This window comes from Arthrobacter sp. DMZ02-1R, assembly GCF_057747935.1.
Genome location: NZ_CM173230.1, coordinates 4,696,141 through 4,711,741, shown reverse-complemented (window position 1 = coordinate 4,711,741; position 15,601 = coordinate 4,696,141). Strand labels below are relative to the sequence as shown.

The 15,601-nt window shown below is 63.8% G+C and carries 14 protein-coding genes and 1 pseudogene; 4 read left to right on the top strand and 11 right to left on the bottom strand.

Features of this window, described 5'->3' with window-relative positions; translation table 11 throughout:
• Positions 1-11: 11 nt before the first annotated feature.
• Entirely contained in the window at positions 12-2,618 is a 2,607-nt protein-coding gene (locus AC3ANQ_RS22390) for an ATP-dependent DNA ligase (RefSeq protein WP_488303073.1), read from the bottom strand.
• Between the two features lie 38 nt (positions 2,619-2,656).
• Here AC3ANQ_RS22390 and ku point away from each other — a divergent pair, with 38 nt between their 5' ends.
• A complete protein-coding gene (ku, locus tag AC3ANQ_RS22385) occupies positions 2,657-3,529 on the top strand; it encodes a non-homologous end joining protein Ku (RefSeq protein ID WP_488303072.1) in 873 nt (290 codons plus the stop codon).
• Between the two features lie 149 nt (positions 3,530-3,678).
• On the opposite strand, the pseudogene AC3ANQ_RS22380 reads toward ku, so the two are convergent.
• From AC3ANQ_RS22380 to AC3ANQ_RS22370, 3 genes and pseudogenes are all read right to left on the bottom strand, one after another.
• Positions 3,679-3,819, bottom strand: a pseudogene (locus tag AC3ANQ_RS22380) (Rho termination factor N-terminal domain-containing protein); the annotation flags it as partial.
• 106 nt (positions 3,820-3,925) lie between these two features.
• Positions 3,926-4,102 carry a CsbD family protein gene (locus AC3ANQ_RS22375; RefSeq protein ID WP_059388403.1) on the bottom strand — a complete coding sequence of 59 codons (177 nt, stop codon included), beginning with the start codon at positions 4,100-4,102 and terminating at the stop codon, positions 3,926-3,928.
• A 92-nt stretch (positions 4,103-4,194) separates the two neighbouring features.
• Positions 4,195-4,362, bottom strand: coding sequence for a hypothetical protein (locus tag AC3ANQ_RS22370; RefSeq protein ID WP_488303071.1), 168 nt, complete (start codon positions 4,360-4,362; stop codon positions 4,195-4,197).
• Between the two features lie 340 nt (positions 4,363-4,702).
• On the opposite strand from AC3ANQ_RS22370, the gene AC3ANQ_RS22365 reads away from it, so the two are divergent.
• Both AC3ANQ_RS22365 and AC3ANQ_RS22360 read left to right on the top strand, forming a co-directional pair.
• Positions 4,703-5,182, top strand: a complete 480-nt coding sequence (locus AC3ANQ_RS22365; protein ID WP_488303070.1) for a Dps family protein — start codon at positions 4,703-4,705, stop codon at positions 5,180-5,182.
• A gap of 30 nt (positions 5,183-5,212) precedes the next feature.
• Complete coding sequence (locus AC3ANQ_RS22360) at positions 5,213-6,166, top strand: DNA topoisomerase IB (RefSeq protein WP_488303069.1); 954 nt, start codon at positions 5,213-5,215, stop codon at positions 6,164-6,166.
• Between the two features lie 94 nt (positions 6,167-6,260).
• Here the strand turns inward: AC3ANQ_RS22360 and AC3ANQ_RS22355 are convergent, their stop codons facing one another.
• From AC3ANQ_RS22355 to AC3ANQ_RS22325, 7 genes are all read right to left on the bottom strand, one after another.
• A complete protein-coding gene (locus tag AC3ANQ_RS22355) occupies positions 6,261-6,539 on the bottom strand; it encodes an HPr family phosphocarrier protein (protein WP_488303068.1) in 279 nt (92 codons plus the stop codon).
• Positions 6,540-6,572: 33 nt separating this feature from the next.
• The gene (gene ptsP / locus AC3ANQ_RS22350; RefSeq protein WP_488303067.1) at positions 6,573-8,282 is read right to left on the bottom strand and encodes a phosphoenolpyruvate--protein phosphotransferase; all 1,710 of its coding nucleotides are present in this window, start codon (positions 8,280-8,282) and stop codon (positions 6,573-6,575) included.
• Positions 8,283-8,317: 35 nt separating this feature from the next.
• Complete coding sequence (locus tag AC3ANQ_RS22345; RefSeq protein ID WP_488303066.1) at positions 8,318-10,375, bottom strand: PTS fructose transporter subunit IIABC; 2,058 nt, start codon at positions 10,373-10,375, stop codon at positions 8,318-8,320.
• Positions 10,376-10,377: 2 nt separating this feature from the next.
• Complete coding sequence (locus tag AC3ANQ_RS22340) at positions 10,378-11,385, bottom strand: 1-phosphofructokinase family hexose kinase (protein ID WP_488303065.1); 1,008 nt, start codon at positions 11,383-11,385, stop codon at positions 10,378-10,380.
• Positions 11,382-12,194, bottom strand: coding sequence for a DeoR/GlpR family DNA-binding transcription regulator (locus AC3ANQ_RS22335; RefSeq protein WP_488303064.1), 813 nt, complete (start codon positions 12,192-12,194; stop codon positions 11,382-11,384). The genes AC3ANQ_RS22340 and AC3ANQ_RS22335 overlap by 4 nt, the downstream gene beginning before the upstream one ends.
• Positions 12,195-12,415: 221 nt before the next feature.
• On the bottom strand, positions 12,416-12,847 hold the full coding sequence (locus AC3ANQ_RS22330; RefSeq protein WP_488303063.1) for an SRPBCC domain-containing protein: 432 nt from the start codon (positions 12,845-12,847) through the stop codon (positions 12,416-12,418).
• 30 nt (positions 12,848-12,877) lie between these two features.
• Entirely contained in the window at positions 12,878-13,888 is a 1,011-nt protein-coding gene (locus tag AC3ANQ_RS22325; RefSeq protein ID WP_488303062.1) for a LacI family DNA-binding transcriptional regulator, read from the bottom strand.
• 399 nt (positions 13,889-14,287) lie between these two features.
• On the opposite strand from AC3ANQ_RS22325, the gene AC3ANQ_RS22320 reads away from it, so the two are divergent.
• A complete protein-coding gene (locus AC3ANQ_RS22320; protein WP_488303061.1) occupies positions 14,288-15,559 on the top strand; it encodes an ABC transporter substrate-binding protein in 1,272 nt (423 codons plus the stop codon).
• Positions 15,560-15,601 lie beyond the last annotated feature (42 nt).

Sequence of the window (15,601 nt, the reverse complement as noted above, 5' to 3'; positions counted from 1 at the left end):
CCTGGCCGCGACTAGCCGCGCTGGACGTCACCAGGGGACTTGTCCGGGCGCCACCCGCGCCAGACGGGATGCCGCATCCTCTCGGTGCCGGTCCAATCGCCGAACGTCACCTCTCCCACGAGCTCGGGGGCAACCCAATGGGCGGTGGCGGCGTCCTCGGCCGGGATGTCATGGAAAGGGGAGCCCGGGCGGTCGAGCCGTTCCAAACGCTGCAGGATGTCGCGGAGTTGCCAGTCCTTGAAGCCGGTGCCGACGCGGCCGGCGTAGCGCAGTTTGTCGCCGTCGGGGATCCCCACCAGCAAAGCCCCAATGGTCCCGAGCCTCGCCCCGGCGCCAGGCCGCCAACCACCCACCACCACTTCCTGCGTGCGTTCCAACTTGAGCTTGATCCAGGACCTGCTGCGCCGACCCGACTGATATCGGCTATCCGCGCGCTTGGCCATGACTCCTTCCAATCCAAGTTCCGCGGCGCTGGCCAGAATGTCGGCAAGATCGTGCTCCAACGCTTCGGATACATGGATGGGGGAGCCCTCGGCAGGCAGTTCGGCATGGAAGGCCGCCAGCCGGTCCCGGCGCTCGCCGAGCGGCAGGGAGGTGAGGTCGGCGTTGTTGCCGCCTTTTTCGGCGTTGCCGCCTTTTTCGGCGCTGCCGCGGGATCCGGCGTCGTACAGGAGATCGAACAGCATGAGCTGCACGGGGACCGCAGCCCGGGCGCGTTCGACGTCGCCAGGTTTGAAGAGGTTCATCCGCTTCTGGAGCAACTCGAAACTGGGCCGGCCGTTCTTGCTGAGTGCCACGATTTCGCCGTCTGCCACGAAGTCGTGGTGGGGCCAGTACCGCGGATCCGATAGCTCGGGGTACGTGGGCGTCATGTCGATCCCGGAGCGGCTGGTCAGCCTGATCTTGCCGCCAGAACCTGAAACGATGGCGCGGAAGCCGTCCCATTTGAGTTCAAACAACCAGTCGCCGGAGGAAACATCGGCCGTGGTCCCGGCGGTTGCGAGCATGGGCGCGTAGCTCGGCGTGCCGCTCGAACGCGACGGGGCATCAGGCAACAGCACGGTCCGATGGCCCGGTTTGTCCTTCATCAGGTGGATCAGCCATTGCGACGGCGACTCCCCGGTGTGGATGAGCGCAAAACGGCGGGTGCCGCGCAATCCGCCGCCGGGCTTGCCGGTGAGGGTAGCGATCACTTCTTTGCCGTCGCGCCATTTTTCGCATTCGAACTCGCCGCTGTCCCAAATGCTGACCGTCCCGGCACCGTATTCGCCCTTTGGAATGATGCCCGCGAATTGCGCATACTCCATTGGGTGGTCTTCGGTGCGTACCGCGAGGTGGTTCTTGGCCGGAGTGTCCGGCACGCCGCGTGGCAAAGCCCACGACGCCAGGACGCCGTTGTGTTCCAGCCGGAAATCCAGGTGGAAGCGGCGGGCATGGTGTTCTTGGATAACGAAGATTCCGCCGGGCGGATTGGGTTCCGCGTCGGCCTGGAGTGGGCGCGAACCGGGTTGATGTCCGACGGCGGGAAACGGTTCCGGTGTCCGCTGCGGATCGCGCTTGTCCACGTAGCTGGCCAACCGCGGGTTCACGGCGGTCCCTCCGACGGCGGTGCTCCCGACGGCGGTGCTCCCGACGGCGGTGCTGGCACGGGCCGCGCCGGGGGAGCCGTCGTCGTCGTTCTTGTTTCTGGATCCGCTGATCGCATACACGGGCGAGTGCCCTGAGCGCCAGGCCGCCACTGCGGCGAAGGGGTCCTTTCCTTCTTTGACCCGCTTCATGACGGCCGTGAAGTCCAGATGCTCGAGCTTGGGGGAGGCGAGTTCACGCCACGTCCTCGGTGCGGCCACCATGGGGTGTGCGCGTCCGCGAAGGGAGTACGGGACGATTGTGGTCTTGTTGCCGCTGTTCTGGCTCCAGTCCACCAGGACCTTGCCGTTGCGCAGGGTCTTCTTCATATCGCTGACCACCAGGTCAGGATGGTCCGCCTCGAGCGATCGCGCCAATTCGTGTGCGAACGCTGAAACCTGCTCCCATTTGCGTGTGCCATCCAGCCCGGCGTAGAGGTGGATGCCTTTGCTGCCGCTCGTCACAGGCACGGGATCGAGCCCGATGTCCTGCAGGATGCTGCGCGCCAGCTTGGCCACTTCAACGCATTCGGCGAGGCCTGTGCCCGGGCCAGGGTCGAGGTCAAGGACCAGGCGGTCCGGCGGCAACATGGTTCCGTCGGCGTCCACCTGCCATTGCGGCACGTGGATCTCCAAGGCGGCTATCTGGGCCAGCCAGGTCAGTGTGGCGAGGTTGTTGACGAGGGGGTAAACGTTGCTGTGGTCCCGGTGCTGGATGGTGACGCGCGGAACCCAGGACGGGGTGGAGTCGTCCAGGTTCTTCTGGAAGAACATCTGCCCGGGTTCCTCCGTGGTCCCTACCCCGTGCACCCAGCGCTTACGCGTGGCGGGCCTGTTGGCGGCGGCGGGGATCAGGAAGGGTGCCACGGCTGCGTAGTACTCGAGCACTTCGGCCTTGGTGGTGCCAGTCTCCGGGTAGATGATTTTGCCCAGGTTGGTGAGCGTCAGTTCATGGCCTTCAACGTTGACGCGCTCCTTTTGGCTGGTTGCCACCTCTTCACCTCCGCCGAGTTGTGATGTTCACTTAGTGCATGAGGGCCATATGGAAGGGTTCTATCGCGTTCGGGCTGGTCAACGTGCCCGTCAAGCTCTACAGCGCCACCGAGGACCACGATGTCAGTCTTCACCAAGTCCACAACAAAGACGGCGGCCGCATCCGTTACCAACGGAAGTGCGAAATCTGCGCCTCTGTTGTGGATTACGAGGATATCGACAAGGCCTACGAAGAGGAAGGCCGCACGGTGGTGCTGTCCTCCGCGGATTTGAAGTCCCTGCCTGCGGAGAATAGCCGCGAAATCGAGGTGGTGGAGTTCGTCCCGGCCGAGCAGCTGGACCCCATCATGTACGAGCGGCCCTACTACCTGGAGCCGGATTCCAAGTCGCCCAAGGCCTACATGCTGCTTCTGCGCACCCTCCAGGACACCGAGCGCGTGGCCATTGTGCAGTACGCCCTGCGGCAGAAGACCAGGCTGGGGGCCCTGCGCGTACGTGGGGACGTCCTGATGCTGCAATCCCTGCTCTGGGACGACGAGGTACGTGAAGCCAACTTCCCGTCGCTGGAGACCGACGTCAAGATCTCGGACAAGGAGCTGGAGATGTCCTCGGCCTTGGTGGACTCCATGGCCCGCGACTTCGAGCCCGAGCAATACACCGACAATTACCAAGTGCAACTGCGCCAACTCATCGCGGCCAAGTTCGAAAAGGGCGACTCCATCGACACCGAGGAGACGTTCGGCGTGACAGCAAGCGAAGGCGAGGGCGGCGAGGTCATCGACCTCATGGAGGCCCTCAAGCGGAGCCTCGAGAAGAAGCGGGGCAAAGGTTCCGCCGCCAGCGAGGAGTCCGACGACGCCGGGACGGCCAAAGCGGCCAGCAAGCCCAGGGCGAGGGTCAAGAAAGCCTGACGCGCCGCCGTCGGGCGCTTCAGCAATCACTGGACATGTCCCTCTGGGCCCTCCCACACTGGACATGTCCCTCGTGCGAAGCGAGGAATGGACATAATGCGAATATGTCCATTCCTGGGCCCGTGCGGAGAGCATGTCCGGTGGATGGCCTAGTGGTTTCGCAGGGCCGAGATGAGTTCGGCTTTCTTCTTGCCTTGGTAGCCTGTGAGGCCCAGTTCCTTGGCTCGGGACTTGAGTTGGGGCACTGTCCAGTACTCATGGTCGCCCGAGGTGCCGCCGCGCCGGCCGATTTCCGGCTATGAGGGGAGCTCCATCCGGAACGCGCGGCGGCATTGACCTAACCCCTGGAACGGAAGTGCGGCTCCCGCCCATGGCAGGAGCCGCACTTCGAGTGGACTAGTCCTTCTTGAAAGCGTCCTTGACCTTTTCGCCGGCCGATTTCAGGTCGCTCTTGCTCTGATCCATCTTGCCTTCGGCTTCGAGCCTCTCGTTGCCTGTCAGCTTTCCGGCGGCTTCCTTGGATTTACCCGCAAGCTTTTCCCCGGCGTTTTGGATCTTGTCATCTGCACCCATGGACGTACTCCTTTGGTGGTAATGGTTTTACTTCTTCTCGCCTTCTCGCCAAGTGGCGGAAGGCGGGCCACTGTGGGGCCAGCTGCCGTTGGTTAGGCGCGGGACCTGCGGCCGGACATAAAGCTGAGGAGCCAGCCGATGGCCGCGACGATCAGGAGGACCACGCCGACCCAGAGGAGCCAGCTGACGGCCTGCGAGAATCCGCCGACGAGCAGAAGGATGATCGCCGCAACGCCTGCAATGATCAGAAGGGTGTTCATAGTCACACATTCCTTACTTGAGCGGGGCCGCCGGCAAATGCCCGGCCCCTCGCGGTGTATTCGGTTGTCAGTTCGCTTCCGAACCGTGGTTCCGCACCAAGCCCCCCGGACTCCGTGCGAAGTGTTTCTGTAGCGGATGCCGTATTGTTTCCCGGAGTTTTTATCCAGTCCGAACCGGTACCGACTTCCTCCATCGTACTACTAAGCACCCTTATCAAATCAAGTGCTAAGTACACTTATCAAAAATTCTGGGTATCGTCATATGGTGGGTGGAAGGACTGGCGCCGCTATCTGGCGCTGATCCTGACTCATTGTCAGCAGTCGTCTTGGAGGGGAAACCATGAAAGCATCGCAAGCTCTGGCAGACAGTCTTCAGCTTGTCCTGACGGACCTTATTGAGCTCCAGCTACAGGGCAAACAGGCCCACTGGAATATTGTTGGCGCCAATTTCCGGGACCTGCATCTGCAACTCGACGAACTCGTGGCAGCGGCGCGGGAGTTCGCTGACGAAACAGCAGAAAGGATGCGGGCGCTTCATGCGCTCCCCGATGGCAGGAGCAGCACCATCGCTGCCTCGACCCGCCTGGAGCAGTTCCCCGCGGGATTGACGAAGACCAAGGACGCCGTGAAGCTGATCACCGATCGCTTGGAGCGGACTGTCCAGACCATGCGCGATGTCCACGACCAAGTGGACGAAGAAGATCCCACGACGGCGGACCTCCTGCATGCGTTCATCGCACGTTTGGAGCAGCTCGCGTGGATGATAAGCGCCGAGATCATGTCCGCCGGCGCGCCCGTGGCAGACCCACAGGAAGCTTAGGCACCAGGAAGCAGGAGTTAGGGCCAGCGCATGCCGCGGCTCCGACGTAGTCACCCGGGCACGCCTGGTATCTCCCGGCGAAGGTCCGGCCGTGGTTTCAGCTACCACCGCCCGGACGGATCCCTTGTACTAGGCGATGAGCGCACGCGCCTGGAAGCTCTCGCAATTCCTCCCGCGTGGGCCGATGTCTGGATTTGCCCATTCGAAAACGGGCATATCCAGGCAATGGGAGTGGACGACGCCGGCCGGAGCCAATACATCTACCACCCCGAGTGGCGGGCACGCCAGGACACTGAAAAGTTCATCCGGGCAGCGCGGCTCGGGGTCGCCTTGCCCAAAGCGCGGCGTTTGGCCGCGCGACATCTGCGCGAGTCACCTTCGGAAAAGACCAGAACCCTGGCCGCGGCTGTGCGGCTCATGGATCTCGGAGCCTTGCGCGTTGGATCAGAGGGCTACATGCGGAGCAACGGATCATATGGCCTCACGACCCTGAGATGTAAGCACGTGCAGGTCACCGGAGACACGGTTTCCCTGCATTTTCCGGGAAAGAGCGGTCAAGCGTGGGAATCCACCATAAACGACCCCGCGCTGGCCCGATTCCTCAAGCCATTGGCAGACAGGCCTGGTAAACAACCACTGCTGGCCTTCAAAGAAGGCGACGGCTGGGCCTCCCTGGATGCCGCGATGGTCAACGACTATCTTCGCCACATCACGGGCGGCGACTACACCGCCAAGGACTTCCGCACCTGGAAAGGGACTGCTGCGGCCGGCATGGCACTCGCGGGCACGGCCGGGAAATTGCCGGCGGGCCAGCAGATCCGTGAGGCCATCAAGCAAACCGCTGAACTACTCGGCAACACGCCAACGGTGGCCAGGGCCGCCTACGTTGATCCTCGCGTTGTGGAGGGTTTCCTGGCCGGTGATCTCGAACAGCTCAGGGCCACGGAGTCGGATATCGCGGACTATCTGATGTTTCTGCAGTGAAAAACAAAAGAGCATGCTCCCCGTTGGCTGCGAGGAATGGACATAGTGCGAATATGTCCATTCCTCAGTGCCAAGAGGGGGCATGCTCAGTGGGTTACTCGGCGTCGTGGTCCGTTTCGAGGATCTTCACGAGGCGCTCCAGGGCTTCGTCGGCGCCGGCGCCCTCGGCACGCAGCACAACGACGTCGCCGTATGAAGCTCCGAGGCTCATGAGGGACAGGATGCTGGCGGCGTCCATGGCGTCGTCGGCGGGTTCGCCTTCGCGGGCGATGGTGACCTCGAGGTCCAGTTCGCCGGCGGCTTCGGCGAAGATGGCTGCCGGGCGGGCGTGCAGGCCGACGCGGCTGGCAATGGTGGCGGTACGTTCGGACATTGTTGCTCCTTCGATTGTGGGCTTGGGGAAAGTCTAGAGACCCAGCTCGTCCAGAATGGGCAGCTGGGCGCGGACGGTTTGGCGCGCGGCTGATGCACTCGGGGCGGACAATGCGGCCGCCGCGAGTTTTTGGGCATGCGCAACCGTGACGGTTGCCAGCACGGCGGAGACGGCCGCCAGTGCGCGGGCACTCATGGAGAGCGTCGCGACGCCCAGTCCAACGAGTACGACGGCGAGGGCAGGGTCCGCGGCTGCCTCGCCGCAGACTCCCACGGGCCGGGCAGTGCCACCCGCGCTGGCGGCAGCAGCGCCGTCGGCGGTCAACTTCACGAGCTGGAGCACGGCAGGCTGCCACGGATCATTGAGCGCGGCGAGCGGGCCGAGTTGGCGGTCCGCGGCCATGGTGTATTGGGTGAGGTCGTTCGTTCCGAGCGACGCGAAGCTGACTTCGCGCAGCAGGGTGGCGGCGGTCAGGGCAGCCGACGGGACCTCCACCATGACGCCGGGGATTTTCAGGCCGGCGGCGGAGCACAGGGATGCGAAGTGCGCGGCTTCCTCCGCCGTGGAGATCATGGGCGCCATGACCCACACTTCGGCCTGGTTGGCGGCCTCCGCGGCAGCGATCGCCTTGAGCTGGCGCTCGAGGACGCCGGGGGAGGCCAGATCGGTGCGGTACCCGCGGACGCCCAGAGCGGGGTTGGGCTCATCCGCGTTGGTGAGGAACGGCAGGGGCTTGTCAGCGCCGGCGTCGAGCGTTCGGACCACAACCTTCTTGCCCGGGAACGCAGCAAAGACGGCGCCGTAGGCCGCGATCTGCTCCTCGACGGTGGGCTCGTCGTCGCGATCCAGGAAACAGAATTCGGTTCGCAGCAAACCGACGCCCTCGGCACCGGCGTCGGCGGCTTTGACCGCATCGGAACCGGTACCGACATTGGCGAGCAGCGGAACCCGGAACCCGTCGGCCATCACGCTGCTGCCGCTGAACGCGGCAATCGTAGACGCCTGGGTGGCCCATGCCTTGGCCGCAAGGCGGAGTTCCTCACCCGGATCCACCGTGATGGTGCCGGCAGCGCCATCGATGTAGATCTCGGTGCCGTCCCCGATCTCGTCGACCCCCGGGGCCGCGACGATCGCAGGCAGGCCCAGGGCGCGGGCCAGGATGGCGGTGTGGGATTGTGGGCCGCCGCTTGAGGTGATCAAGGCGATCACCTTGGCAGGGTCCAAAGTGGCAGTGTCTGCCGGGGCGAGGTCCTCGGCGGCCAGGATGAACGGAACGTCCGACGCCGGGATGCCCGGCGCAGGCAGCCCGCGCAGTTCCGAGACGAGACGGGCGCGGACGTCCAGGACGTCCGCCACGCGCTCTGCCATGTAGCCGCCGAGGGCCTTCAATGAGTCTGCAACCGTGGCACCTGCCTCCCAGATGGCCCGTTCAGCGGTACGTGCGCCGCCCGGGGCATCGGGGGAGAGGAGCTTGATGGCCGATTTCACCAGCATCGGATCGGCGGCCATCAAGGCGGTTGCTTCCAAGACCTCTTTGCCTTCGCCGGACGCGGTGGCGGCTCGGGCACGGAGTTCCGCCTGCACGGCCTTGGCGGCATCCTTTATGCGCTGGCCTTGCGATTCGACGGAAACGTCCGCAGGGATGTTGACGTTTGCGTGCGGTTCCTGCACCGGCTTCGGCATCTGCCGCACCGGCCCCAGAACGCGCCCGGGAGCAACGCCTACGCCTGAAAAGGTCTGCATGGATTAGTCCTCTACTTACTTGCTAACGGTTGGCGTCAGGCTGCGGCAACGGCCGGAACGGGCTCTGCCTCAACCGGTGTCCGGACTGCCCAGCGCTTGAGTGCGAGCAGGACGAGGGCCGTGACCACGACGCCTACCGCGATCGAGCCGAAGAACAACAGGAAGTTGTTCATGGCGAAGAAGACGAAGGCTCCACCGTGGGGGGCCTGCGAGGTGACCCCGAAAGCCATGCTCAAAGCGCCCGTCACTGCGCCGCCCACCATGCTGGCCGGGATGACGCGCAGTGGGTCGGCAGCGGCGAACGGGATGGCGCCTTCGGAGATGAAGGACAGACCCAGCAGCCAGGCTGCCTTGCCATTTTCACGCTCGGCCAGGCTGAAGCCCTTCTTGTTCAGGACAGTTGAGGCGAGGGCCATGGCCAGCGGCGGGACCATGCCGGCCGCCATGACAGCAGCCATGATCTGCCAAGGAGCCTGGTTGGCGAGGCTTCCCGCGCCGAGGCCGGCTACGGCGAAGGAATAGGCAACCTTGTTGACGGGACCGCCCAGGTCAAAGCACATCATGAGGCCCAAAATGATACCGAGAACGATTGCCGACGTGCCGGTCATCCCGGAGAGCCAGGCGCTGAGGCCCTTTGAGGCGGCAGCGATCGGGACGCCGAGAGCCAGGAACATGAGCCCGGATGCAATGATCGAGGCCGCAAGCGGGATGATGACCACGGGCATGAGGCCGCGCAGCCAGCGCGGAACCTTGAAGGTGCCGATCCAGTGTGCCGTGACACCAGCCAGCAGGCCGCCAACAAGGCCGCCCAGGAAGCCTGCGCCCATGTAGCCGGCAACCGCGCCGGAGACGAACCCTGGAGCGATGCCGGGCCGGTCCGCTATCCCGTAGGCGATGTAGCCCGCCAAGGCAGGGACAAGGAAGCTAAGGGACAACGCGCCGATCTTGAACAGCACTGCGCCCAGGTAGGCGCCAACTGGGCCCCAAGCATGCGCGGGGAACTCGGTGGGAAGGTTACCAAGGTTGTTTGCGGCAAGAATCTTGTCCGCCGCATTGGCGATTTCGTAGCCGCCCAAGAGGAAGCCCAAAGCGATGAGCAGGCCACCACCGGCGACGAACGGGATCATGTAGCTGACGCCGGTCAGGAGGACCTTCTTGACCTTGGTGCCGAAGTGCTCGCTGGCGGCCTCTGATGCGTGTTCGGCGTTTTCTTCGGCGCCGAAGTGCGGAACGCGGTGGGCGTGGGGGTCTGACGCGGCGGCGATGGCTTCCTGGACCATCTTGGCCGGCTCATCAATGCCGCGCTTCACGGGCGCGTTGATGACGGGCTTTCCGGCGAAGCGCTCCTTGCCGCGGACATCCACGTCTACCGCGAAGATCACAGCGTCTGCTGCGGCAATGACGGCCGGGTCCAGAGGGGTGAATCCGCCCGAGCCCTGCGTCTCCACCTGCAGGTCGACTCCCAATTCCTTGGCCGCAGCCACGAGGGAATCGGCCGCCATGTAGGTGTGGGCAATGCCGGTGGGGCACGCCGTGACGGCGACGATGCGCTTGGGCGCCGTCGAGGAAGCAGCGCGGGCCGAAGCCGGTGCAGCCTCTGCGGCAGGCTCTGCAACGGGCCCTGCTGCGTGTGCGGCTGGCTTGTCGGTCAGCGCGCCGTCAACCAAGTCCACGATGTCCTGCTCGGTGGCGGCCGCACGGAGGGCTGCCGTGAAGTCCTTCTTGATGAGGGAACGGGCCAGCTTGGAGAGCAGCTTCAGGTGCTCCTGGTCTGCTCCTTCAGGGGCTGCGATGAAGAAGATGATGTCTGCGGGGCCGTCCTTGGCGCCGAAGTCCACTTTCTGGGAGAGCCGGGCCATCGCCAAGGCGGGCTCGGTCACGGCGGCGGAGCGGCAATGCGGGATAGCGATGCCGCCGGGCACGCCTGTGGCAGTCTTCTGCTCGCGGGCGAAGGCGTCGGCGAAGAGCCCTTCAACCTCGGAGGCGCGTCCGGCTGCGGCAACTTTGCCAGCCAGGAAACGGATGACGTCGGCGGGAGAATCGCCGAGGTTCTGGTCAAGGGAGACCAGTTGGGGGGTGATGAGCTGGGTCACTGTTAGTCCTTCTGGAGGGCCGTAATGGTTACGGCGTCGGGAGTTGTTTGGTGGACCGCCGGGACAGTGGAGCCCGGCAGCGAAGCAGCGGCGGCACCGTGTGCCACAGCCTGACGGAGGCAGTCCTGCGCGGAACCGCCGCGAGTGGCGGCCAGCAGGTAGCCAGCAAGGGATGAATCGCCGGCACCAACTGTGCTGACGGCTTGGATCGGCGGATGCGTGGCGAGCCACGCGCCGTCGGCGGTTACCAGGACGGCGCCCTTGGAACCGAGTGTTGCGAGTACTGCACCCACACCGCTGCCGACGACGGCGGCGGCGGCCCTGGCGGCGAGGCCCGGGTCCGCTTCCAGTTCGTCAGCTGTGTGGACGTCTGTGAAGCCCGCTGCGGCGGCCAGTTCGGCCAGTTCTTCTGCGTTGGGCTTCAGGAGATCGGGCTTGCCGTTGATGGCGCTGGTGGAATCGCCGCTGATGGCGGCCGCCAGCGGGGCTCCGGAGGAGTCAATTGCTATAAGCGGCGGACCGCCGTAAGCGGGGTCGTCGTTCCCGGAACGGATCCGGCGGGCAACCGTGGCGTAAAAATCCACCGGAACTCCTGGTGGGAGCGATCCGGCCAGTACTACCCAGCTCGCGCCACGGGAGCGGTCCAGCAGCAGCCCGATCAGGGCTTCCTGCTCGGCCAGGCTCAACTTCGGGCCGGGTTCGTTGATCTTGGTGGTGACGCCGTCCGGTTCGGTGAGCGTCACGTTGCTGCGCAGCGGCTCGCTGATGGGGAGCGCTGCGTAGGGGACGCCGTCGTCGAGCAGTCCCGCGAGGACGGGATCGGAATCCCCGCCCGGCAGGACCGCGACGGTGTCCAGGCCCGAGGCGACCAGCGCCCGGGAGACGTTGACGCCCTTGCCACCGGAGTGTTGGTGGACGGCGACAGCGCGCTGCACCTCGCCGCGCGCCAGCGGGGCCGGGAGCTCCACGGTGCGGTCCAGGCTGGGGTTGGCGGTCAGGGTGACAATCATGCGATCACCACGTCGACGCCGGCCTCGGCCAAAGCGGCGGAGAGCTCCTCGGAGGGTTCCTGGTCAGTAATCACGGTGTCCACGTCTTTCAGGGCAGCGAACTGGACGAGCGTTTCCGCGTCCAGCTTGGAGGAGTCCGCTAGGACGACGACGCGCCGTGCGGACGTGACGAAGGCGGCCTTGACGGCGGCTTCTTCGGGGTCAGGGGTGCTGAGCCCGAACGTGGCATGGATACCGTTGGCGCCAACGAAGGCGATGTCCGGGCGGAGCCGGGAAGCCGCTTCGACCGTGGACTGCCCGACTGCGGCCTGCGTGAGGCCGCGGACGCGACCGCCCAGGATCTGGAGGGAGATGTTCGGGTTGCCGGACAGCCGCCCGGCAATGGGGATGGCGTGGGTGATAACCACCAGTTCTTCACGCGCGGCGTTTCCGTTGGCGGAGGCCAGGTGCTGGGCCGTGCGTTGTCCCAGCAGGCGGGCCAGGGCCTCTGTGGTGGAACCGGCGTCGATCAGGATGCTGCCGGCTGCGTTCTCGGGGATGAGCGCAAGCGCGGCCTCGGCGATACGAAGCTTTTCCGGTTGGCGCTGGATGGCGCGCTCAACAACGCTTTCCTCGCGGGTGCTGAGGCGGTCTGAGGGGACAGCGCCGCCGTGCACACGGCGGAGGTTGCCGGTGGATTCAAGGGCAGCGAGGTCACGGCGGACAGTCTCCGTGGTGATGCTGAATCGGTCCGCAAGGTCCGTGACGCTGACCCGTCCGCGCTCGGCGACGAGCTCGGAGATCAGCTGTTGGCGCTCTTCAGCAAACACATACCCTCCATTGCGTACAAGCGATCAAGTACATCAGTGACAGTCATCACATGATGTGGAATTGCTTGACTCTATCTTTGTTCGTGTTGATCTGTCAACAGAAAACAACATAAACAAAGATCTTGGGGGTTGGTCAAAGTAGCGGCTGGCTGCCCTATCGCCCGACCGGAACGTGCCCTCAGCCCGTCAGCGTGCCGGGTCCTGGGGCGTGGGTGTTGGGACTATCCCCGCTCCGCGATATTTTTGACGCTCTCAACGAGGCTGTCCCACATGCCCTTCGAATGCGCGGCTTCATCGGGGCTGGCGTTGTTGTCCTGGGTCAGGGTCAGCTTGGTAGCCTCGCCTTCAGGCTCCAGCGTCCATGTCAGAGTGTGATAGTTTCCAGGCTCGTCGTCTTGGCCGGACAGCGGACTGAAATGGGTGTTTACCAGCCGCCTCCCCGGCTCGAATTCGAGGATGACGCCCTTGTCTTCATACGCCTTGCCCTTCCAGATGCCGCGCCAAGCGATGGGAGCGCCCACTGTCCAGTCGGTGACAACATCGGTTCCGAACATGAACTCCTTGATGGCCTGGGGGTCGGTGAGCACGGACCACACGCGATCGGCGCTTGCCTGGATCGCGATGGATGAAAGCGCAATGAAATTGCCCGTCATTTCCTTCTCCTTCTTTCCGTGGTGACCTTGCTATGGCTCTTTCCGCTGTGCGATGCGTGACGTCGAATCACGAATCACAAGAACGGGCTCCACAACGTAGTGCGGAGCCCGTTCTCCCGTGAGGATCTGATGGTGGAGCATCTTGAAAGTTGCGATGCCCAGCGCACGGAAGTCAAGTCGCATGGTGGTCAACGGAGGTGAGAAGTAAGCGGCAGTAGGCATGTCGTCAACCCCCACGATTGAAAAGTCCCGAGGTGCTCGATTGCCCCGTCTTTCCAATGCGCTCATGAAGCCGAGGGCAATCTCGTCGTTGCTTGCGAAGACAGCAGTGAACGTGGTGGGATCTGCGAGTTCGCCAGCGCGATATCCGGAAACCGAGGACCAGTCCTTTGCGACATCGAGCACTTGGGGTGTGAGGCCGACGCTCTGCATTGCGTCGCGGTAGCCACGCTCACGCTCGTATGCTTCATTGCGAGTCGAAGGGCCGGCGACATGCAAGATTTCGCGGTGTCCCAATTCGATCAAGTGGTGGGTCGCATCCCAGCCGGCAGCGTGCGAATGGGTGCCTGCGGAGCCTTCGTCCGCAAATGGCAGTTCGGAAACCGTGATCAAGGGCGTTGATTGGTCCCAACCGGTGAGCAGTTTCTCGAGGCCCGGCAACGGCGTAGACAGCACTATCCCGTCAACTTGTACCGACTTGAAGTGGGAGAGCGCCCGTCGCGCCTCGACTTCCCAGTTCTTCGCTTCGAAGTCGAGATCGAGCTGGGCGATAGTGAGCGTGACATCGGCTTGGCGAGCCGCGAGCCCCAGCCCTGTGAGCACGCTTGCGCTCCCGTAGTTAAGTGCGCCCATAGTCAAGACGCCGACGGAGTTCGTCCTGCTCGTGCGAAGGGTACGGGCGGATTGATTTGGTACGTATCCCAATTCTTCGATGGCAGCTGCGATGCGCTCCCGCGTTTCGGCCCGCACATGACCGACACCTGTGAAATAGCGGGACACGGTCTGAGTTGAGACGTTGGCCAGTCTACCCACGTCCGCCATGCTGGGCCGTGTCGCCGTCCTTGCTTTCGCCAAGTGTCCACAAACTTTCACACAGTCTGTCACCTGACGCCGTGGGGCCGCCGGTTATCATCCACGAGGTTTGGGGCGACAGAAACCGATTGGATAGGTGCTCCCATCCACTGCAAGTTTACGATCACCTGCGTAGGCGCCCGAGACAACATCCATTGAGGCTCGGAGCAAGACCAGCGTAATCAGTTCCCGGCATCCCGGGGGTCTTGCTCGTATTTCACGAAATAAATTGGTCAACCGGTTGACGTGAGTTATCGATAACCCACATACTCGTTATGGGCCACGTCACACCCAAGTGCTCTGAGGAAGGCTTCGGCCGAGGTATCCGTGACGAAAGAGCCCTCAACTAACCTACGAAAGGACGCGACGATGCGTTTGCTAGCCAAAGGCGTAGCCGCACTGGCCGCCGTTGCCCTGTTGGCCGGTTGCGGAGCGGGAGCGAGTTCCAGCGCTGCCGACAGCACAGGCAAGACGGTTGTTACCTGGTGGACTCTGAACCAGTCGGCACCGAGCGCGGACGACCAGATCAACAAGCTTATTTCGGACTTTGAAGCCGCTAACCCGACGATCAAGATCGAGCGTACGTCGCGGGCGGTCGACGCCCACAAGGACGCCCTCCGTACAGCCATTGGAACGTCTGCGGCTCCAGACATCTACAACTACTGGGCCGGTCCGGGCCTTGGCGGGGAACTCGTGAAGGCCAACGCCAGCGCCGATCTCGCGGACTACTACAAGCAGTACAACTGGGAAAGCCGATTCACTTCCGCGGCGTTGAACCCGGTCAAGCAGTATGGCGGATTCCAGGGAGTCCCGTGGAAGCTCAACGGCGAGGGCATCTACTACAACAAGACGCTTTTCGCCAAGGCCGGCATCACCAAGCTGCCGACGACCATCGATGAACTCAACGACGCGGCAGCAAAGCTCAAGTCCGCTGGGATCACCCCGATCGAGTTCGGCGGCACGGTCAACTGGCACGTCATGCGCCTGCTGGACACTTTCCTCGAGGGCTACTGCGGTTCGGCAAAGTTCGACCAGCTTGTCACCAACAAGGCCAACTGGGGGCAGGAGGACTGCGTGACGAAGTCCTTCACCAACCTCGCCAAGTGGTCTAAGGACTACCTGAACAGCGGCTTCATCGGCATCAACAACGACGAATCCTCGGCACTGTTCTACACCGGCAAGGCAGCCATGGCGCTGGAAGGCGACTGGTTCAACAAAAACATCTCCGACCAGAAGGTCAACATGGATGACTTCGGCGTCTTCCCGCTCCCGACCGGAACCGGGCGGCTGTACGGGTTCGAAGAAGCCGAGTACATCACCAAGGACAGCCCTCACAAGGATGCTGCCGCGAAATTCCTGGACTACCTCACCTCCACCAAGGTCCAGCAGGAAGTTCTCGGAACTTTTGCCACCCAGTCCGTCAACAAGGATGTCGCTCCTTCGACAACCGCGAACGCCCTGGGCAAGTCCTGGGACGGCATCTTCAAGAACGCCAAGGGCCTATACATGAACAACGACCAGAACCTCTCCCAGTCGGCGACAACCGAGTATTGGCGGATCCAGAACCTCGTCGCCACCGGCGGGTTGGATCCTGCCAAGGCGGGCTCGGAGTTCCAGAAGTTCCTGGATTCGAGCAACTAGCCATTGCTGTCGGCTGCGGACGCGGTGTCCGTGTCCGCAGCC

Coding starts and splice junctions, on each gene's coding strand:
- ku (WP_488303072.1), top strand. CDS start 2,657: ATGAGGGCCATATGGAAGGGTTCTATCGCGTTCGGGCTGGTCAACGTG.
- AC3ANQ_RS22375 (WP_059388403.1), bottom strand. CDS start 4,102: ATGGGTGCAGATGACAAGATCCAAAACGCCGGGGAAAAGCTTGCGGGT.
- AC3ANQ_RS22370 (WP_488303071.1), bottom strand. CDS start 4,362: ATGAACACCCTTCTGATCATTGCAGGCGTTGCGGCGATCATCCTTCTG.
- AC3ANQ_RS22365 (WP_488303070.1), top strand. CDS start 4,703: ATGAAAGCATCGCAAGCTCTGGCAGACAGTCTTCAGCTTGTCCTGACG.
- AC3ANQ_RS22360 (WP_488303069.1), top strand. CDS start 5,213: ATGCCGCGGCTCCGACGTAGTCACCCGGGCACGCCTGGTATCTCCCGG.
- AC3ANQ_RS22355 (WP_488303068.1), bottom strand. CDS start 6,539: ATGTCCGAACGTACCGCCACCATTGCCAGCCGCGTCGGCCTGCACGCC.
- ptsP (WP_488303067.1), bottom strand. CDS start 8,282: ATGCAGACCTTTTCAGGCGTAGGCGTTGCTCCCGGGCGCGTTCTGGGG.
- AC3ANQ_RS22340 (WP_488303065.1), bottom strand. CDS start 11,385: ATGATTGTCACCCTGACCGCCAACCCCAGCCTGGACCGCACCGTGGAG.
- AC3ANQ_RS22330 (WP_488303063.1), bottom strand. CDS start 12,847: ATGACGGGCAATTTCATTGCGCTTTCATCCATCGCGATCCAGGCAAGC.
- AC3ANQ_RS22325 (WP_488303062.1), bottom strand. CDS start 13,888: ATGGCGGACGTGGGTAGACTGGCCAACGTCTCAACTCAGACCGTGTCC.
- AC3ANQ_RS22320 (WP_488303061.1), top strand. CDS start 14,288: ATGCGTTTGCTAGCCAAAGGCGTAGCCGCACTGGCCGCCGTTGCCCTG.